Below are 17,895 nucleotides of genomic sequence, written 5' to 3'. Positions count from 1 at the left end.
GGCAACACAACAGCTGAATACTAAGCACCAACCCCCGCCGTCGTCCGCAAGCGCCCCTCGATGCGCCGCTTCAACCGCCGCTGCTCGATCAGCAACCGCGAGCCATTGGCTGCATTGCTGCGGCTCCAGTCCTCAAGCAGTTCCAGGCACGAGTGGTCGATGTAGCTGAGGTTGCCCAAGGGCACATGCAAGGTGGTCCCCGCCGGCACCGTATCCAGCACCTGGGTCAGCGCCGGCACCTTGAGGAAGGTTGCTGCGCCACTCAGGCGCAACTCCATGTGCCCGGGCTTGGCCAGGCTCACCAGGTTGATCTTCAGCCGCGCCGCCTTGAACGCCAGTTTGAGCAGGGTCAAGGCAAAGCCCAGCAGCACCCCGGTCAGCAGGTCGGTGAAAATGATCGCCAAGGCGGTCGCTGCATAGGTGAACATCGGCATCCGGCCGTACCGGCCCAACCCACGAAACGCCTTGAAGTCCACCAGCTTGACGCCGGTAAACACCAGCACGCCCGCCAGGCTGGCCACCGGGATCTGCTGCAGCACGCTGCTCAACACCACGACGAACGCCAACAGCCACAGGCCGTGGAAGATCGCCGAGGCACGGGTTTGTGCGCCGGCCTGGACATTCGCCGAACTGCGCACAATCACCCCGGTCATCGGCAAGGCGCCCAGCACACCGCAGAGCATGTTGCCGATGCCCTGGGCCGACAGCTCACGGTCGAAGTCCGAGCGCTGGCCGCTGTGCATGCGGTCAACCGCGGCAGCCGACAGCAAGGTCTCGGCACTGGCGATGAAGGCCAGGGCGAATGCAGCCACCAGCAGGGTAGGGTCGGCCAGTTTCATCAGGTCATCCAGGCGGATCCAGTCGATGGCCTCGGAAAGGTCTGCCGGTACCTGCACCCGATTCACCGGCAGGGCCAGCCACATGCTGATGGCCGTCATTGCCGCCACGCCCAGCAAGGCACCGGGGACAAAGCGCAGCTTCTGTGGCCGCAAGCGCTCCCAGCCCCACATCACCGCAATGGTGCCCAGGCCAAGCGCACCGGCTTGCCAGCCCGCGCCTGCGCTTTCCATCGGCAGGGCAGCCGCCAGCGTCGAAGGAAACGCCAACAGGTTCTGCAGGCCCGAAGGCTGCGGCGATGTGTCGAACATCACATGCACCTGCGACAACACGATCAGCACGCCGATACCCGCCAGCATGCCGTACACCACTGCCGGTGCAGTGACGCGGAACCAGCAGCCCAGGCGAAAGCGCCCGGCCAACAACTGCAGCAGCCCGGCCAGCAGCAGGATCGGCCCGAGCATGGCCACGCCGTGCTGGCGCACCAGCTCGAACACCAGCACTGCCAGGCCTGCGGCCGGGCCACTGACCTGCAGCGGCGAACCCGCCAGAAAGCCCACCACCAGCCCGCCGATGATGCCGGTGATCAGGCCTTTGGCGGGCGGCATGCCCGATGCGATGGCGATGCCCATGCACAAGGGCAGGGCAACCAGAAATACCACCACCGACGCTAACAACTCTCGCGGCAAGGCCGCTTTCAACTGTGTAATGTTCACCCTGTTTCTCCATTTTCTGTTGCACGGCCATTCCTCTGGCCGTGGGCACGTTGGCCCCTGAAAGGCGCGCAGGCGCGGGCTGCCGGCGAGCATGCCGGCAGGGCAGTCAGGGATTTCAAGGCAGCCGAAGGCCGCGCCACACCCCAGAGGGTGCAGCCGGCTATCAAGGTTTTGACGGTGTCAGGGTCGCTTAGTAGCGGCCTCTCGGAGTAGCGCAGGGGACCGGCTCGCCGGCGGCCAGGGGCAGGAAGCTGTCGCTGGCAGCATCATAGGCTTCGATCTTGCTGGTCTCGATGTCGTAGACCCAACCGTGGATGTACAGCTCACCGGCCGCCAGGCGCGAGGCAACCGACGGGTGCGTGCGAAGGTGATGCAGCTGGGCGATGACGTTTTCCTTGGTCAGCACCTGCATGGTCTCGTGCTCGCTGCCGCAAGAGCAGTTGTTCTCGACCACGGTGCGTGCCACTTCAGCGTGGCGCAGCCAGGCAGAAACGGTCGGCATCTTGGTCAGCGATTGCGGGTTGAGTACCGCACGCATCGCGCCGCAGTCGGAGTGGCCGCAGACAATGATGTGGTGCACGCCCAGGGCCAGTACAGCGTATTCGATGGCGCTGGAAACGCCGCCGTTCATCTGGCCATACGGGGGCACTACGTTACCGACGTTACGGGTCACGAACAGGTCGCCGGGCGAGCTTTGGGTAATCAGCTCGGGGACGATGCGCGAGTCGGCGCAGGTGATGAACATCGCGCGTGGCGTTTGCGCGGTGGCGAGCTTCTTGAACAGCTCTTGCTGCTCGGGGAAGACGTCATGATGAAAGCGCAGGAAGCCGTCGACGATGTGCTTCAGAGCGGCATCGGCGCCCTCGGCGGGTACATCCGGAGCGACCTTGGATGGGTCCTTGACGGGCATGATTCATCCTCTTGGCGGTGTGTAGGCAAGTCCATTTTACCGGTGAAAGATTCTGGCTATGCAGGGATTTAGATGACACGCACAGGCCACAAATCACAGTCTTCGTTGACTGATTGCCTACGCTAACGGGGAAAACTTAACTGAAACTTAATTCGGAGGCTCTAGAACAGGCGTTCCAGATAGATAAGGCGGGGTCTGAATAATAGCAAAAAAACATCAGTTGCCTAGTACCATTACTGTAATTATTCACTTGGATTAGTGGTACTAGGGTTAGCTGAAGGGGCCGCGCGGCAGCCCCACTCATCAACACAGTTACAAAGGCGTTTTCCGCCACACCAGCCAAGGCTCGACCACCTCACCCAATTGCGCTTGCGGCACTGCCCCGAAATAGCGGCCATCGAACGACAGGCGGCTGTAATCGGAGAGCATCAGCACCTCTGCGCTGCCCAGCCGGAACGGTGCCGACTGCGGATGCGGCATGCTTCGGCCACGGGGGTCCTGCTGCAACGGCTGGCTGCGCACCTGCAATTGCCCATTGACCCTGACACCTTCAGCACTGATCTGCACCTCGTCACCCGGCACAGCAGCCAACCGCTTGAGCAAGTGCATGTATCCCCCAGGGCAAGTTCCCCCGGGGAGGTAGCCGCGCTCGTGCGCCACCTGGAACACTGCCTGCTGCGGCGGGCAGAACAGCACCAGGTCGCCTTTTGCCGGGACCTTGTCGACCACCCAGTAGATGCCCGGTGGGAAACTGCTGGTGACGTTCAGCCGGGCGCCGGCATACAACATCAATGACACTGCGCAGAACGCCAGAATGGCCACGACAGCGGCCACGCTCAACGGCCGTTTCATGCCGGCAACTCGATGGTGCGGTCACTCTCACGCGGTGCCGGCACCTTGGCGCGGGCCAGGAATACCGGGTCCTGGAAGTACAGCGGTTGCTTGCCATAAAACGCCGGGTAGCCTGCGCAATACACCACCATGTCGCCGGCTTCCTGGATATTGCCCTGGCCGTCCTTGCGTGGGCCGGGCATGCGCAGGGCCTCATCGGTGGTCAGCAACGGCCGCTGCACTTCCTGGATGGTGCGCGACACCTGGCCCAGCAATGCGCTGGAACGTCGCCCACTGGTGGTCACCTGCTCTTTGACGATGGTGGTCTGCCCGGTGAGCTTGGACAGGTGCTCCGCCGTTTCCACCCGGTTTGGCGGGTAGGCGTTCTGGATATGGCAGTTGGAGGTGATGCTCTCGTTCTGCCCGTAGAACTCCTGCAACTGCGACAAATCCTGGATGATCAGGTAGCACTTGATGCCATAACCGGCCACGAAGGCCAGCGACTCCTGCATGATGTCGAGCTTGCCCAGGCTCGGGAACTCGTCGAGCATCATCAGCAGCCGGTGCTTGTAGTGCGCTTTGGGCCGGCCGTCCTCGAAGTCCATCTTGTCGGCCAGCAGCCGCACGATCATGTTCACCAGAATACGCACCAACGGGCGCAAGCGCGCCTTGTCGTTGGGCTGGGTGATGATGAACAGGCTGACGGGGTCGTCGTGGTTCATCAGGTCGCGGATCTTGAACTCCGAGCGGCTGACGTTGCGCGCCACGATCGGGTCGCGGAACAGCGACAGGTACGATTTAGCGGTCGACAGCACCGACCCGGCCTCTTCGGCCGGCCGGTCAAGCATGTCTCGCGCAGCAGACCCCACCAGCGGGTGGTTCTCGCCATCGAGGTGGCCGTAGTGGGTCATTTCCTGCCACAGCTCGCTGATGGGCCGCGACGGGTCGGCGAGCATGGCGTCCAGTGCCGGCAGGCTGGCGACACCGCCCTCATCCTGCGAGCGGTAGCACAGGTGCAGGATGCAGCCTACCAGCATGGCCTGGGAGGTCTTCTGCCAGTGATCGTTAAGGCCCTTGCCGTCGGGGTCGACGATCAACGTGGCCAGGTTCTGTACATCACCTACCTCGAACTCGGTGCCCAGGCGGATTTCTTCCAGCGGGTTCCAGCCCACGCAGCCGTTGGCAGTGGCCGGCTCGAAACGCAGCACCCGATTGCCCGCGTGCTGCTGTCGCCAGCCAGCGGTGAGCGCCCAAAGTTCACCCTTGAGGTCGGTAATCACCGCGCTGTGCTTCCACGACAGCAAAGTCGGGATCACCAGCCCGACGCCCTTGCCGCTGCGCGTCGGGGCGAAGGTGAGGATGTGCTCCGGGCCGTTATGGCGCAAGTAATGCAGCTTGTTGCGCTTGTCCAGCCAGGCGCCCACGTACACGCCATCGTCGGCCAGCAGGCCGGCGCTCTCGATGTCTTTGCGCTCGCCCCAACGCGCAGAGCCGTGGAGGAACTGGTTGGCCTTGGCGCTGTTGTTGCTGATAAGACGGATGATCACCAGCGCCATCATGCCTGCGCCACTGACCATCACGCCCACGGAGCCGGCGCGCATCAGGCTGTCCTGATACTGATCCGACCAGTTGGCGGCCCAGACCAGGATCATCCACGGGGCGTATACGCCATTCAGGTTGGCACCCAACGCCGCATGGTTATTGAACAGATAGGCGAAGTACTGGGTGGCAGTCGCCAGGCCAGCCAGCAGGAAGAAAATGGCCAGAATGGCCTGCCCGGTGCCGCCGCCACTGCGCTGGCCGCCGCGGATCTGCGGGCCGACAGCGTTGTTATGCTTCATGGGTTCGCTCCGTGAACGAAAGGATGGAATAGGGAAAGTGCTGGCTCATGGCGAGGACGTGCGCGAACGCCCGGTCTCCTGGCCCTGGGTACGCCGTTGCGACTCGGTGAGCGTTCGCTCGGCCTGACGCTGCAGGCTCCACTGTTCGGCCAGCTCTGGCTGCTCGGCGCGCAGTTGACGTACCGCCAACTCCTCGATGCGTGGGGTATACAGGCCCATGCCGTGGTGCAGTTCCTGCACCCGCTCCAGGCGACCTTGCAGTTGCTGCAGCCGTGCCTGGCAACGCTGGTTGCCCTGCTCCCAGGCAGCACGGGTGGAAGGCAGGGCCAGCCAGCCCGGGCGCGAGGCCTGGTTCTGCTGCAGTTGCGCCTGCTGGCGTTCCAGCATGGCCTCCAGCCGTTGCTCCAAGGCCTCGGCCTGCTCGGCCTTCTGTTCGACGTACTCGCCAAGGGCCTGGTTGTAGCGCGCTTGCACTGGGCTGGCGTCAAGCAGCGCGGTCTGCTCGGCAGCCAGCGCCTGAGCCTGCGCCTCCAATGACTGCCCGGCATCGTCCAGCGGCGGCTTTGCCTGTTTGCTGTCGTTCATGGGCGTGTGCTTCATATCAGAAAGAGGTATCCGGCCTTGGCCATCGGGATGCGGATCAGCCACAGCGCCCCCAGGTGCAGCGGGTAATAGGCATAGAACAGCCAGCGCCAGCGCGGCAGGTCAGGCCTGACCCAGCGGGCAGCCAGCAGCAACGGCAACGCGGCGAGCGCCCAGGCACTGCCGTTGATCGGCGTTAACGCCGCAAGTGCCAGCACACCCCCCAAGGCAGCCAGAACGTTCGGGCGCCGCGCGTACCAACCCACGCATAGCCCGAGCAGCACAGCCGGCCACCAGAACTCGACCCAGGCACCCCCAACGACCACCACCAGCAACGCGACACCCCAGAACAGCGGCTGCCCGTGCGCCGCACGCTCGCAGGCCTCGGTCGCCCAGGTGATCACCAGCAGGGTGAAGAGAATGTTCAACGGGTACCAGCCGTACAGCAGCCCCCCTAGGGCAATGAACGGCGGCGTCGCCAATACTCCGAACAGAAACAGGCGCAGCGCAGTGCGCCTGTAAGCACCCTTCTCCAATGTTCCCGGCCGCGCCAGGTTATACGCCAGCACGACCACGAACAGCGGCATCGCCAAACGCCCCGCCTCGAACAGGTAAGGCAAGGTCTCATTGAACAGGTACTTGTTCACGTGGTCGCCGGTCATCAGCAACAGCGCCAACCATTTCAGTGCTTCCACCGTACCGTCGGCGAGTTGCAGGCGCGGCATCAAAATCACCGACGCATCGCCTGAGAAAGCCCGGTATCGAGCTCCAGTTTCGGCGCCACATCACGGGCCAGGTCGCCGATGCCTTTCTCGTGGACGATCGCCGTGCTCTTGCCTACCTGGAAGTTGCGGCTCGGGTCGACGTCACGGCGGTCATGAATGACGAACTGATCCGTCTGGCCGACCTTCTGCAGGATGTGGTGCTCGTCCATGTCGACGACCATCCCGCTGACGGCCTTGCGCCCACTCTCTGAAGCTTCGCCGATACTGGCCGAGGGGTTGAGGTCGCGCGCTTTGTCTTCCATGGCCTTGAACGAGTCGCTGCGCTGCTGGGCCTGCGGGTCAGGCTGCTGGCCCTGCTTGGCGCCCTCAGGGACTGGCACCGCTTGCAGGTTCAGGTTCTCGATATAACTAGCGCTGGGCCGTGAAGCCGTAAGCTCGCCAGACAGCGTAGCCACTTGCTGCTGTGAAGTGGCGGCCCTTTCCGACATGAGCTCGGCATACAGCCCTTTGCCCTCTTCTATCGCCTGCTCGCGCGTGTCAATGCCCAGGAAGCGCGCCGAAGCGGACAAGGCATCTTGGCCCAGCGATTTAAGGCGATCGCCGATCCCTTCAACGGCTCTGGAAACGCTGTTGCGGCTAAGCCGATCATCGCTCTCGAAGATTACCCCGCGGCCATTGGTCTCGTGATCGAAGGGGCGAGCCTGGCGGTCAAAAACGTTGATCATGCCGCGTTCCATCGGGAAGGGCATATTGTCCACTGTCTGGAACGAGCCATCCGCGTTGCGGCTGAACGCGTTCTCACCCTTCAACAGGCGCGAGTCGATGAGCGCTTGCTCAACTTTCTCCGGGCTTTTGATCAACGTGTTGTACTGCTCGATGCGCTGAACATCCTCCTGCTGCATCGGCTTCATTTCTATACCGGCCGACTGCAGGCGATCGTGCATCACCGCCAATGGCCCGGCTGCCAGTACATCGTCCTTGTAACCACCGCCGACCTGCGAATGCGCGCCGGCAAACTTCAACTCCTCTATGCGCGAGTTGTCGTCGTTACGCAGGGCACTGGTCAGGGGGAACGTGTCGCGGTACTCGTTCATCGCCACCAGGTGGGTGGTCGAATCGATGTTCTTGCTGATTTCCAGATTCTTGCCCAGATGGGTATCGGTATTCGACAAACCGTCAGTGGCGACCGTGTCGAAGATACCCAGCTTGTTGACGTGCGCCTGGCCTGGAGGAATCAAGTATTCCCCGGTCGCTTTGCCCTGGTCATCGAGCTTGGGGACGCCACGTTCGATGAACTCGTTGGCCAAGGCGCGGGACTGCGATGCACCGCGGCTGAAGCCGACAATGTTGACGTCGATCTGCTGGTCCGGGTACTTGTTGTGAAAAGCCACGATGGAGTCGTAGGCCTGGTCGATACGCTCCTGGGCACCCCGGCCGGTTGCGCCTTCGAGCAGCGAACGCCCGCTGGTACTGGATTGGCTGCCAACACCATCGAAGTAGACCTTCTCCGATTGGCCGGAGCACTCCTTGGCGTCGTACTGCTGCGGTTCATGCCCCGAGTTGCGCGCCAGGTTGGTACCTTTGGCGGTGTCCAGGTCATACAGGCGGGCAACGTTGGTCTGCGTGCCTTCAGGTGTATTCAGATCTTTGTTGTTACCGGTGCCGTCGAAGTACACCGTAAAACGCATTGCATCGCTCATTTCATATCCCTATGGATCATCCCGCCGCCAGGACAGGACGAACGCTCCAAGACATTCTCTAACCCGTATCAGGCACCCGGTTTGTTTAGGGTCACGATCAGATCGTGGACACCATCACCGGCGCTTCGGGTGTAGCGTTCGAAGAATGCTTCGCCCATGTTCAAGAGTGGGGACCCTCGCAGCGACTGCCCTGCAGCACGGATCGCCAAAGCACCAAAGCTCTCGCCCATGGCGGCAACACTCTTGGTGCGGTCAGCGGGATTGTCGTAAGGCTTCTGGTACCAGGTCGAAATCTGATACTCGACGTTCTGCGCCTCCAGTGCCTCATTGAGGTGTTTGGCCAGGGCGAAGAGCGATTCCTTGATCAGGGTGGGGTCTATTCCCTCAGCCTTCATCACCGCTTCTACGGGTAGGGCAGCAGCGCCAATCAAGTCCTCATGGGTATAACCCTTCATCGGCGGGAACACGCCTTCGGGAAGTTTCATGCCCGGGGTGTAGGGCTGGTACTGGCCTTGATTGTCTTGCATGGAAAGCTCCTTGGCTTGAAGTTCAGAAGAGGCGGCAGGCAGGAGCATGCAGGCTCCCATCACGAGGGGTACGAGCGCGCCAAGGCGCAGCCGCGGCCAGAGGCGGCAGGGGCGGCGCGATGCCTTGTCGGTAACGGCAGTGCCCATACCGAGAGTGGGTAGGTTCAATCTTTCTCTCCTTGCATCCGCCTCGCGGCGGGTCCCTGTATCGTTTCGAGATGCGGCTACTGTGACCAGCGAATCCATCATTTGCTCCCCATCACCAGCCCCCGGGGCACATAGCCTGACGTGGGCGCAGGTTGCTGTGTGACCGGCTGGTGCACGATTTCCGCCTTCACCGCCGGCGCAGTTTCGACCGCAACCACAGAGGCCTTTACCGGCGCGTCGGAGAATACCGCGCTCTGCGCTACCTGCTGCGTGGCAAAACGCGCATCCAGCCAATCGGCCCAATAGGCAGCGCGGCGCATGATCTGTTGGCGGTAGCGTGCATTGATGGCGGGGGTGCGCGAGTGGTAGTTCGCCACCCGCGTCCATAGGTCGCCGCGGTCATTGCGCACGTGCCCACGGATGCGCCAGGCGGCCAGCTCGTAGGAGTAGCAGCCGCCTTGCTCGACATCCTCAGGGGTGATGCCGTAGCGCGAGAGCTCACGCAGATAGGCGGTGTTGAACTGCATGGGGCCGACGTCGTAGGTGCCATTGTGGTTGCGCACCCACTGGCCAGGCTTGCCACCTTCCTGGCCGGACACGGCCAGGACGATGTTCACCGGCAGCTCGTATTTGACCGCCGCCATGATCGAACAGGCGATGGGTTCGCTCAGCGCTGGGGGCGGAACGTCAGCGACGAATGGCATCGTGGCGCGCCTCAGATGACCTTGCCGAACTTGTTGTTGATCGACTTGGTCGCCTTCGGGTCGGCCTTCGGGCAACTGTCGAGGAAGGACTGGCGAGCGTCCGAGGTCTGGCTCAGTTTGATCTTGCCCTTCTTCTTCTTGACGATGCTGAAGTAGTCATTGACCGGACCACTGCAGTTATCAACCACACCCGCCCCCTTGAACTTGCCCCACATGCACAGCACGGTGGCGCAGGGGTCCTTGGCCTGGGCGGGCAGGGCGACGGCGAAGCTGGCGGCCAGCACGGTGGCTGAGAGAACTTTTGCGATAGTCATATGCACTCCTTGTTCAACTTTTTTCCTGTTTGCTGTCGCGGAAATCCGCCACTTCGGAAGCTGGGTCGAAATTACGGCTGGTCGAGCTCGTATTCAGGTTCGAGCTCGCGCGGCTGGAGCCCGGGCTCGAAATTTCAGCAGCGAGCCGCCCGGCGGCCGTCTGATCGATGCGCGCCTGGGCCATACGCCCGACGCCTGCAGCCAGATTCGCGCCCATGTCCAAGGCAATACGGCCAGCATTGCCTAGCTTGCTGGCAGAGCCTGAGCCGCCACCCGAACCTGTGCTCGGTTTGCCACCACCTTGTTCACCCGATTGACCACCGGCACCGGAGTCAGCGATGCGCTGGCTGGCCTCACCACCACCGGACGACTGACCGCCACCACTTTCCGTTCCACTGCTGCCAGCCTGCTCCATTGCGCCAGAAGAGCCCCCTTCGGACCCACCACCGGACCCGCTACCAGCTTCCGACGATTGCTCTGCTCCACCGCCTGAAGATTGGCCGCCAGCGGATGACATCGCCGACATCGCCGACATCGCCGAGCTTGCTACGCCAGCGTCCATACCTCCGGACGCAGCGCTAGCGAGCCCCATTGCGGAGCTCAATGGGCTTCCATTGCCACCGCTTCCGCTGCTGCCGCCACCGCCACCGCCACCACCACCGCCGAACATCCCAGACATGCGTGAAACGATGTCAGAACCGGACGCCACGTTCGACTGGGCGCTCTTGAATGCCGAGTACATGGATTGGGCACCGCCAGCAGCGTTGGCCATGCCGGAAGCAAGCGCCGACCCACCGCCGCTCAGTGCGGATGCGCCCGCCGAAGCAGCCATGGCAGCGGCACCCGCAAGTGTTGCGATGCCCATCGTGTTGCCAATACCGCCGCCATTCACGCTTGATCCGTTGATGATGCCCGCCAGCACCGGCGGGATCTTGGCGACGAGCGCCATCAGGACCACGCAGCAAACGAGCAACGCCGCCATCGCTTTGAGGTTGGTGCCATTGATGTCAGCCGACAGCGCTGCGTAGTACTGGTCGAGGAATGTCTTGCCAACAGACAACAGCAACAACATCGCAAGAATCTGTACGGCCATGCCCAGCACAGTCTTGAAATAGTTGATCGCCATGTCCGATGTCCAACGGGCACCGCCAAATCCAAGGAAGAATATGCCGGCGTATGCCAGTACCCAGGCCGAAACCGTTAACAGCAACATGTTGATGGCTATCACGACCAAGACCATCAAAATCGCCAGGCCCATGACGACGCCAGCAATACTGAAGGCGATCTTGCTGGGCCACATCGACATGTTGTCCACGATCTTGCCGAAGATATCGAAGCCCAGCTGAACGATTTCCGATGGGCTCAAGCCGAACTTGTCGTTATAGACCGGTAGCCCGCCTGCCTGCGAGCCCAGCTTGGAGAGCGATTTGACCAACGAGTCGGCGAAGTTCGGGCCGTTGGTCAACAGCCAGAAGTAAAAGCCGACAAACATGATGAAGCGCAGCATCTCCGCGAAGAACTCACCGATGTCAGCTTTGCGCAATGCCATCAGGCCAAACGTCCAGACCATGCTAATGACAGCGAGTGTCCAGAATAGGCGTGTCGCAGCCTGCAGGATAATGGTTCGCCACCCTTTGGCCGCATCGCTGAAGCGCTGAAGAATGGTATCGAAGAAGCCAATGTCAGGGGCCGAATCCGCCGCATTGGCGTGTACAGCCAGAAGCAGTAGCGCAGCCCCCAGCACAAGGGGGGCCACGGACAATGATCCATTCTTGAGTTTCATAGCTTCCATTCAATCCGATCAGAAGGTCTGGGGTACACGATGCTTGTAACCGCCACGGGTCATGCAACGTTCCACCAACGCGTCCCGGGTCTTGCCAACCGCAAGCGTCTTCCAGTACTGCGGTGTGCACGTTTCCGAGCTCGCTTCGATCAGCTGCTCCTCTTTTTCCAGGCATCCCGCCAGCAGTGCTGCACCAAGCAGCACTAGCCAGCGAAAGCGGATCGCGAACACGTGACGCATCACCGCGTCATGCACCCTTCTACCAATGTGTCGCGCTTGGCGTCCTCTGGGAGGGTCCGGACATGGTCGGGGGCGCAGTTCTTGTCATTGACCTCATAGTCGGCGTTGTTGCCGTTGCAGGCACTCAGCGCAAATACGGCCATCAGCGTGGCTACAGACTGTACGATCATCTTCATGGTGTTTATTCCTTACCAAGTTTGTGGGCTGGGTTTATTGAAACTACCGCTGGTCATGTTGCGCTCCGCTGCAGTATCTCGTGCTTGCTGGTCCTGCTCTGCGGCCGCTTTCGCAGCCATTGCATTTTGCTGGGCGAGCATCAGGCCACGAATCTGCAGCAGCTGATTGGCCTGTTGGCTGGCAATCTGGCTCGCATACTGAATCGCTTTGACCTGGCCGTCTGCCGTGCTAGCTGCACCCTGGAGCTGTTCTAGCCGCCGTGCATCCGACTTCAGGTTTTCCTGTTGCTGGGCAATGCCCTTGAACATCGCCGCGTTGGCCTCTTTTTGCGCCTCGGAGTGCATGTCTTCACTGCGCTCGATGGCCGCTTTTTCGCTGTCTGAGCACCCGCCCAGCTGGAAGCATGACGAGCTTCGATAGTAATTGACGTCCTGGAACTTGCTCAGGTAGGAGTCCAGGCTTCCTGCTTGAGTCGTGTAGTAGTTGATCATGTCCTGAGCTTGCATCAACTTGTTGATCGTCGAATTGGCTTCGTCCCAGAGATAGGCAGCTGGCGCCGTCGTGTTCTTGATCATGTTCTCGTACTGGTCCAGCTGTTTCTTGTACTGCAAAGCCTGCGTCGTGTACTGATCGAGCTGCGTTTTATATTCCTGAATTTGCTTGGCGGTCTGGGCAATGTTCTCAGCTACGCCCAGCTGGCTGATCGCAGCGTGTACTCCGTCCACCACAGGAATACCGGCGTGAGCCTGTAGGGTGAAGCCAACGCCGGCCAACAGCGCCATGGCGGGTTTCAACAAAGGCATGTGCTTCATGCTGCTCTCCTTGGCAATGTTCTCAGTAATCGAAGGACTGATAAGGCTTCGAGAACGTCAGGTCCTTGGTCACCATCACGTTGAAGCGATAGCCCGGACGGATTTCGAGGGTCGGCGCGATGTTCAGGTTCTTGGCGATCATCTGCGCGGTCACCTGCCCCAACTGTTGGCCCAGCGCCTCGCTCATGGCACTGCTGGCCGACTCGCGGTCGCTTTCATTGTTGCTGCCGCGGTCTTGGCTAAGGCTGATACCGGCGACGATGCCAGACATCAACAACGCTGAGCCAAAGACCCTTACATAGTGGTTGTTGACCTGATCGTTGAAGCCTGAGTAACCGGCGCTGTCGCTGCCGGGCATCGAACCGATATCCATCGCCTTGCCGTCGGGGAAGACGATGCGCTGCCAAGCCACCAACACCCGCGACTGGCCGTATTCCACACTGCTGGAATAGGAGCCGACCAGGCGCGAGCCTTGTGGCAGCAGCAAGTGCTTACCGGTAGAGGTGTCGTACACGCCCTGCGATATCTGAGCGATGATCTGCCCGGGCAAATCAGAGTTGATGCCAGAAATCATCGTGGCAGGGATTACATAGCCGGCGCGCAGTTCGTAAGGGCTGCGCGGTGCCTCGATGGCTGCGTCCATATGCCAGCGGTCGTTGTCGTCAGCGCCGCCGAACTGGTTGTAGTCCTTCCCGCCGTTACCCGATGCTTTCACCAAGAACGGTGAGTCACCCTGCTCGGCGTGCCCACTACCACCTCCTCCTGATCCAATGGCACGCAATTCGGCCATGCGCGCTTTGTATGCTGCGGTCGGGTCATTGCGCGACGCTTCCTGCAAGCGCTGGCGGGCAGCGGCGATGCGGGCCAAGGCATCTTGCTGGCTGACCGGTTCGCCGGCGGCGGCACCTGCGCTCGATCCTGCACTACGCGGAGCATCGACCCGTACGGTACTGCGTGCGCGAACGGCCTCCTGGAACTGCTGCGCCTTCATCCGGCGAATACGCTCTTGCTCTTCAGCGTCGCCACTCGGTGGCAGCTCACGCGGCGGTAGTGGTGGCGCATCAAGGTTGCTGGGGCGCACTACCTGCAGGCCAGCCGTTTGCTGCGCGGGCGTGTCATCCAGTGTGGGCAAAACCGGCGGCTCGGCCTTGCTGGGGATGATGCCATCCTGGTCCATACCGTTGATCTGCTGGGCAAACACACTGCTGTTGCCGGCCTTCTCGGCTTTTTTTTCCTCCGGCTGATCCTGCTGGTCGGCGCGGTCCGCCGCCACCAACAACATGATCAGCAGGAACACCATGGCGGCGCCGCCAATGAGGTACATCGGCCAGTTGTTGACCCGGCGCACACCGCTCTTGCGGTTCAGCTTGCCGGGCGATGCATCGGGAGACATGACGTCGTTACTGCTACTCATCGCTCGTTACTCCTTGCGCACCCAGGCCCCGGCAGGCGACACGCGGCCGCTCTGCACCGCATAAACGCGGCTCAAGGACTCGCGCCCGACCAACAAGGTGACGCGCAACAGCTCGCTATCCTGGGGCATATCGAGGACATAATTGACCGCAAGCGGCACTGCCGTACCGGCCGGCGCTGGCGCAGGCTGTGCGTCGGGGTTGAATTCCTGCACAGAGAAGCCCGATGCACGCAGTGCGGTGACCAAGGAGGTGCCGTAGCTGTCAGAGGTTTGCTGGTTGACCCGCAGGCGTGTACTGGCTGGCGGATGCACCACCGCCAACTGGCGAGCGGTGGCACTGGCCAACTGCTGGTTGATCGCCGGCGTGGTGCGGTCGGCGAAGTTGCCATAGGGCCCGTGAGCACAACCCGCCAACCACAGGCAAACGAAGGGTGCGATCCATGCGCGCATCGTCATTTACCCCTCTGGATGGTGACGCGGTCCTGCGACTTGCCAACACCAGCAATCAGCATGGCCTTGTCGAATACGGTATCGACGATGTAGCGGTCGCCCTGAACCCGGTAGTTGACCATCACCGTCTCGTCATCCTTGAACCAGCCACCTTCCTTGCGAATTACCAGCAGCGTCGGCGCTTCGGTCTGGGCCATGGTACGGGGCATCTGGATGATGGTCTTGCTGCCGTCGTTGTATACGCGCACCGGCTTCCAGGAGGTTTCACCGCTGACGCTGTAGTCGAAGTTCAGGTTGCCCAGGTATTCGCCGGTCTCCGGGATGGTTGCCTTGCGGCGCTCAGTCGTTTCGCGGTTCTTGATCAGGTTCCATTTCGCCAGCGCTTCCTCCGGATAGGTGAAGGCGACTTGCGGCATGTACTGGGTCCGGTGCGAGCGCAGCTTGAAGTGGTAGGTGCGGCGATTGGTGGTGACCACCAGCGAGGTCTCCAGGCCCACATCCATCGGTTTGATGATCAAGTGCTGGACTTCGCTCTCACCCACACCGGTGATGGCCGGCTCGACCGTCCAGCGCGCGGTGTCGCCAAGGTTGATCGAGTTGACCTGCTCACCGGCCTGCAAAGCGATGTCGCAGACCTGCAGCACGGCGCAGACAATACTTGGCTGCTGGGCACCGAAGATGAATCGGGCGGTGCCGTCGCCACCGTCCACCGGTTTGATGCCGGTGGCACTGGCCTGTTGCCAGCGCTGAGAGATTGCCAGTGCGGCCTTCTCCTGCGGGGTCAGGGTCGGGTTGGCATCGGAGAAATACAGATCGGCGTCGCTGGTGCCGGGCGCAGCCTGTGCGAACGCGGGCAAGAGGGCCGCGAGCATGGCGCAAAGGTAACGGTTCATGGTCGATCCTTCAGAGTTGCTTGGACCAGGAGAAGTCACGGACGTAGGTCCCGATCGGGTTCATCCGTACTTGTTCCTCGCTGGTCTGGGTAGTGGGTTCGGCGGTGTAGGTGGTAACCAGGGCGCGCCAGGTAGCCTTGCCCTTGAGCATGCCTTGGCGATCGCGGGTGACCTCTTCCCAATCCACCTGCCAAGTCTCCGGGGTCTGTTGCATGACCGAGCGGATATCGATGCTGACGGTTTCTTCAGCAGCGCGCACGAATGGGCTCGACTCCTTGCTGCCATTGAGCCACTCGTTCATCTTCTGGGTCGCGGGGTCATTCGGCCCGAGCAAGGCGTACAGGCGGAAGATTGATTTGCGCAGCAGTGCAACGTCAGGGGTAACCGTGCGTGCATCGGCAATAAATGATGCCACCTGGGACTTCATCACCCGCAGGTCGACTGGCGCTGCCGCTTGGGCAGGGGCGACAGCCATAGGCTGGCCAAGTTTGTCGACTTCCACCACGTAGGGCACGAACTTCGACTGGCTTCCAATGTGGATGATGCCGCCAACGCCGGCGAGGGCGACCATCATCGAAAGGATACCCACCACCTGCCAGGACTGGCGCGAGGTCACCAGGCTGCCGACATGGTCGTTCCAGGTACGGCGAGCAGTGAGGTAGGGGTTGTCGAGGACGGCGCCCTGAGGCGCCTCCGTCTTGGCGGTAGCACTGGCGGGACGCTTGAAGACCAGTCCCTTGATGCTGTCAGCGAGGCTCATGCGGCGACTCCATAATCATTCAGTCTCAGTCCCCTGGCAGCCAGCCACTCCGCCACCCAGGCATCGCCAAACTTGGCTTCCAGGCGCTTGATGGCAGCCACCGACTCTTTGTCGGAGGCGCCGACGAAGGCCAGGGCCAGTGGGCCAAGGGCAAGGTCGTAAAGGCGCCGGCCGTTTTCCGACACGTAGTAGTACTGGCGCTTGGGAACAGCGGTGGCGAGGATCTCGATCTGCCGGGCGTTCAAGCCCATGCGGCGATAGAGGGCAGCGGTGTCCTCGTCGCGGGCATAGACGTTGGGCAGGAATATCTTGGTGGCCGTGGACTCGACGATGACGTCGAGAATCCCCGAGTTGGCAGCATCCGAAAGGCTCTGCGTGGCCATCAGCACCAGGCAGTTGGCCTTACGCAGTACTTTCAGCCACTCACGGATCTTCTCGCGGAACGCCGGGTGGCCGAGCATCAGCCAGGCTTCGTCGAGGATGATCACCGCCGGCTGGCCCTTGAGCGCGCACTCGATGCGGCGGAACAGGTACAGCAGCACCGGCAGGGCGTACTTGTCGCCCAGGTTCATCAGCTCTTCGATCTCGAACACGGTGAAATCGGACAGCGACAGGCCGTCTTCCTCGGCATCGAGCAGGTGGCCCATGGTGCCGTCCACGGTGTACTGGCGCAGGGTTTCGCGGACCGATTCGTCCTGCACGATGATGCAGAACTCGGATAACGTGCGAGAGCCGTCGCGGTACATGGTCATCACCGCATGGCCAATCTCGTTGCGCTGTGCCGCAGTGGTTTCCAGGCCATTGAGCGCCAGCACAGTGTCCAGCCACTCCATCGCCCAGGCGCGATCGCCTTTGGTCTCGAGGAACTGCAACGGGCAGAAGGCAAGGCGCTCGTCGTCAGCCGCCACCGTAAAGTGGCGCCCGGAACGGCCATTGCTCTCGGCGCGAATACCGGCCGCAAGCGGGTACATCGACATGCCCTTGTCGAACGCGAAAATCGACATGCCCTTGTAACGACGCAACTGGGCTGCGATCAGCGCCAGGTGCGTCGACTTGCCCGCACCGGTTGGCCCAAACATGAAGGTATGGCCCAGGTCACGCACGTGCAGGTTGAGGCGGAATGGCGTCGCGCCACTGGTCACGCAGTGCATCAGCGCTGGCGACAGCGGTGGGTAGAGCGGGCAGGGCGCCTCGGCGCTGCCGGTCCAGATGCTGCTGGTGGGCAGCAGATCGGCCAGGTTCAAGGTGTTGATCAACGGGCGACGCACGTTCTCTACGCCGTGGCCGGGCAGGCTACCCAAGTAGGCGTCGAGGGTGTTGATAGTCTCGATACGTGCGGCAAAGCCCAGTCGCTCGATGGCCTTTTCGACACTGCGCGCAGACTCTTCAAGGCTTGCGCGGTCTTCGCCCATGAGGACCACCACGCTGGTGTAGTAACCCTGTGCGACCAGGCCGCTGTTGACCTCGGCGATCGCATCGGCTGCGTCCTGCACCATGGCCAGCGCATCCTGATCGATGTTGCTGTTATTGGT

19 protein-coding genes are annotated in these 17,895 nt (G+C 61.9%); all 19 read right to left on the bottom strand.

Features of this window, described 5'->3' with window-relative positions; genetic code table 11:
• Positions 1 to 20: 20 nt before the first annotated feature.
• Positions 21 to 1,553: a SulP family inorganic anion transporter gene (locus NP534_RS18815; RefSeq protein ID WP_274099692.1), complete on the bottom strand. Its 1,533-nt coding sequence runs from the start codon at positions 1,551 to 1,553 to the stop codon at positions 21 to 23.
• 190 nt (positions 1,554 to 1,743) lie between these two features.
• A complete protein-coding gene (locus tag NP534_RS18810) occupies positions 1,744 to 2,463 on the bottom strand; it encodes a carbonic anhydrase (protein ID WP_033702506.1) in 720 nt (239 codons plus the stop codon).
• Between the two features lie 312 nt (positions 2,464 to 2,775).
• A complete protein-coding gene (traF, locus tag NP534_RS18805) occupies positions 2,776 to 3,315 on the bottom strand; it encodes a conjugative transfer signal peptidase TraF (protein WP_274099691.1) in 540 nt (179 codons plus the stop codon).
• On the bottom strand, positions 3,312 to 5,135 hold the full coding sequence (locus NP534_RS18800; protein ID WP_033702504.1) for a type IV secretory system conjugative DNA transfer family protein: 1,824 nt from the start codon (positions 5,133 to 5,135) through the stop codon (positions 3,312 to 3,314). The genes traF and NP534_RS18800 overlap by 4 nt, the downstream gene beginning before the upstream one ends.
• A 45-nt stretch (positions 5,136 to 5,180) precedes the next feature.
• On the bottom strand, positions 5,181 to 5,720 hold the full coding sequence (locus NP534_RS18795) for an IncP plasmid survival protein KfrC family protein (RefSeq protein WP_274099690.1): 540 nt from the start codon (positions 5,718 to 5,720) through the stop codon (positions 5,181 to 5,183).
• Positions 5,721 to 5,731: 11 nt separating this feature from the next.
• A complete protein-coding gene (locus tag NP534_RS18790) occupies positions 5,732 to 6,442 on the bottom strand; it encodes a TraX family protein (RefSeq protein ID WP_274099689.1) in 711 nt (236 codons plus the stop codon).
• A gap of 5 nt (positions 6,443 to 6,447) precedes the next feature.
• Complete coding sequence (locus NP534_RS18785) at positions 6,448 to 8,142, bottom strand: phospholipase effector Tle1 domain-containing protein (RefSeq protein WP_274099688.1); 1,695 nt, start codon at positions 8,140 to 8,142, stop codon at positions 6,448 to 6,450.
• Positions 8,143 to 8,210: 68 nt separating this feature from the next.
• Positions 8,211 to 8,915 carry a hypothetical protein gene (locus tag NP534_RS18780; protein ID WP_274099687.1) on the bottom strand — a complete coding sequence of 235 codons (705 nt, stop codon included), beginning with the start codon at positions 8,913 to 8,915 and terminating at the stop codon, positions 8,211 to 8,213.
• Positions 8,915 to 9,520, bottom strand: a complete 606-nt coding sequence (locus tag NP534_RS18775) for a muramidase (protein WP_274099686.1) — start codon at positions 9,518 to 9,520, stop codon at positions 8,915 to 8,917. The genes NP534_RS18780 and NP534_RS18775 overlap by 1 nt, the downstream gene beginning before the upstream one ends.
• 11 nt (positions 9,521 to 9,531) lie before the next feature.
• Complete coding sequence (locus tag NP534_RS18770; protein ID WP_274099685.1) at positions 9,532 to 9,834, bottom strand: TrbM/KikA/MpfK family conjugal transfer protein; 303 nt, start codon at positions 9,832 to 9,834, stop codon at positions 9,532 to 9,534.
• Between the two features lie 13 nt (positions 9,835 to 9,847).
• Positions 9,848 to 11,617, bottom strand: coding sequence for a P-type conjugative transfer protein TrbL (trbL, locus tag NP534_RS18765; RefSeq protein WP_274099684.1), 1,770 nt, complete (start codon positions 11,615 to 11,617; stop codon positions 9,848 to 9,850).
• Between the two features lie 18 nt (positions 11,618 to 11,635).
• A complete protein-coding gene (trbK, locus tag NP534_RS18760) occupies positions 11,636 to 11,857 on the bottom strand; it encodes an entry exclusion lipoprotein TrbK (protein ID WP_052040637.1) in 222 nt (73 codons plus the stop codon).
• Positions 11,857 to 12,033 carry an entry exclusion lipoprotein TrbK gene (gene trbK / locus NP534_RS18755; protein WP_084213310.1) on the bottom strand — a complete coding sequence of 59 codons (177 nt, stop codon included), beginning with the start codon at positions 12,031 to 12,033 and terminating at the stop codon, positions 11,857 to 11,859. The genes trbK (NP534_RS18760) and trbK (NP534_RS18755) overlap by 1 nt, the downstream gene beginning before the upstream one ends.
• 12 nt (positions 12,034 to 12,045) lie before the next feature.
• Complete coding sequence (gene trbJ, locus NP534_RS18750; protein WP_274099683.1) at positions 12,046 to 12,846, bottom strand: P-type conjugative transfer protein TrbJ; 801 nt, start codon at positions 12,844 to 12,846, stop codon at positions 12,046 to 12,048.
• Between the two features lie 22 nt (positions 12,847 to 12,868).
• On the bottom strand, positions 12,869 to 14,260 hold the full coding sequence (locus NP534_RS18745; RefSeq protein WP_274099682.1) for a TrbI/VirB10 family protein: 1,392 nt from the start codon (positions 14,258 to 14,260) through the stop codon (positions 12,869 to 12,871).
• A gap of 6 nt (positions 14,261 to 14,266) precedes the next feature.
• Entirely contained in the window at positions 14,267 to 14,710 is a 444-nt protein-coding gene (locus tag NP534_RS18740; RefSeq protein ID WP_274099681.1) for a conjugal transfer protein TrbH, read from the bottom strand.
• 2 nt (positions 14,711 to 14,712) lie between these two features.
• Positions 14,713 to 15,603 carry a P-type conjugative transfer protein TrbG gene (trbG, locus tag NP534_RS18735; protein WP_052040639.1) on the bottom strand — a complete coding sequence of 297 codons (891 nt, stop codon included), beginning with the start codon at positions 15,601 to 15,603 and terminating at the stop codon, positions 14,713 to 14,715.
• Between the two features lie 10 nt (positions 15,604 to 15,613).
• Complete coding sequence (locus tag NP534_RS18730; RefSeq protein ID WP_047582437.1) at positions 15,614 to 16,363, bottom strand: conjugal transfer protein TrbF; 750 nt, start codon at positions 16,361 to 16,363, stop codon at positions 15,614 to 15,616.
• Positions 16,360 to 17,895, bottom strand: a 1,536-nt coding sequence (locus tag NP534_RS18725) for a TraG/VirB4 family ATPase (protein WP_443201087.1), incomplete at its 5' end; no start/stop codon positions are given. The genes NP534_RS18730 and NP534_RS18725, both read right to left, overlap by 4 nt.

The sequence above is a fragment of the Pseudomonas sp. 39004 genome, assembly GCF_028682155.1.
GTDB lineage: Bacteria > Pseudomonadota > Gammaproteobacteria > Pseudomonadales > Pseudomonadaceae > Aquipseudomonas > Aquipseudomonas capeferrum.
The sequence above is the reverse complement of the archived record's forward strand: the minus strand, read 5'-3'. Positions and strand labels throughout refer to the sequence as shown.

What these genes read in the sequence shown, in the direction of transcription:
- trbJ (WP_274099683.1), bottom strand. Translation starts at nt 12,846, where the DNA reads ATGAAGCACATGCCTTTGTTGAAACCCGCCATGGCGCTGTTGGCCGGC.
- NP534_RS18745 (WP_274099682.1), bottom strand. Translation starts at nt 14,260, where the DNA reads ATGAGTAGCAGTAACGACGTCATGTCTCCCGATGCATCGCCCGGCAAG.
- NP534_RS18730 (WP_047582437.1), bottom strand. Translation starts at nt 16,363, where the DNA reads ATGAGCCTCGCTGACAGCATCAAGGGACTGGTCTTCAAGCGTCCCGCC.
- NP534_RS18780 (WP_274099687.1), bottom strand. Translation starts at nt 8,915, where the DNA reads ATGGATTCGCTGGTCACAGTAGCCGCATCTCGAAACGATACAGGGACC.
- NP534_RS18785 (WP_274099688.1), bottom strand. Translation starts at nt 8,142, where the DNA reads ATGAGCGATGCAATGCGTTTTACGGTGTACTTCGACGGCACCGGTAAC.
- traF (WP_274099691.1), bottom strand. Translation starts at nt 3,315, where the DNA reads ATGAAACGGCCGTTGAGCGTGGCCGCTGTCGTGGCCATTCTGGCGTTC.
- trbG (WP_052040639.1), bottom strand. Translation starts at nt 15,603, where the DNA reads ATGAACCGTTACCTTTGCGCCATGCTCGCGGCCCTCTTGCCCGCGTTC.
- NP534_RS18800 (WP_033702504.1), bottom strand. Translation starts at nt 5,135, where the DNA reads ATGAAGCATAACAACGCTGTCGGCCCGCAGATCCGCGGCGGCCAGCGC.
- NP534_RS18790 (WP_274099689.1), bottom strand. Translation starts at nt 6,442, where the DNA reads ATGCCGCGCCTGCAACTCGCCGACGGTACGGTGGAAGCACTGAAATGG.
- NP534_RS18740 (WP_274099681.1), bottom strand. Translation starts at nt 14,710, where the DNA reads ATGCGCGCATGGATCGCACCCTTCGTTTGCCTGTGGTTGGCGGGTTGT.
- NP534_RS18770 (WP_274099685.1), bottom strand. Translation starts at nt 9,834, where the DNA reads ATGACTATCGCAAAAGTTCTCTCAGCCACCGTGCTGGCCGCCAGCTTC.
- NP534_RS18775 (WP_274099686.1), bottom strand. Translation starts at nt 9,520, where the DNA reads ATGCCATTCGTCGCTGACGTTCCGCCCCCAGCGCTGAGCGAACCCATC.
- NP534_RS18795 (WP_274099690.1), bottom strand. Translation starts at nt 5,720, where the DNA reads ATGAACGACAGCAAACAGGCAAAGCCGCCGCTGGACGATGCCGGGCAG.
- trbL (WP_274099684.1), bottom strand. Translation starts at nt 11,617, where the DNA reads ATGAAACTCAAGAATGGATCATTGTCCGTGGCCCCCCTTGTGCTGGGG.
- NP534_RS18810 (WP_033702506.1), bottom strand. Translation starts at nt 2,463, where the DNA reads ATGCCCGTCAAGGACCCATCCAAGGTCGCTCCGGATGTACCCGCCGAG.
- trbK (WP_084213310.1), bottom strand. Translation starts at nt 12,033, where the DNA reads ATGAAGATGATCGTACAGTCTGTAGCCACGCTGATGGCCGTATTTGCG.
- trbK (WP_052040637.1), bottom strand. Translation starts at nt 11,857, where the DNA reads ATGCGTCACGTGTTCGCGATCCGCTTTCGCTGGCTAGTGCTGCTTGGT.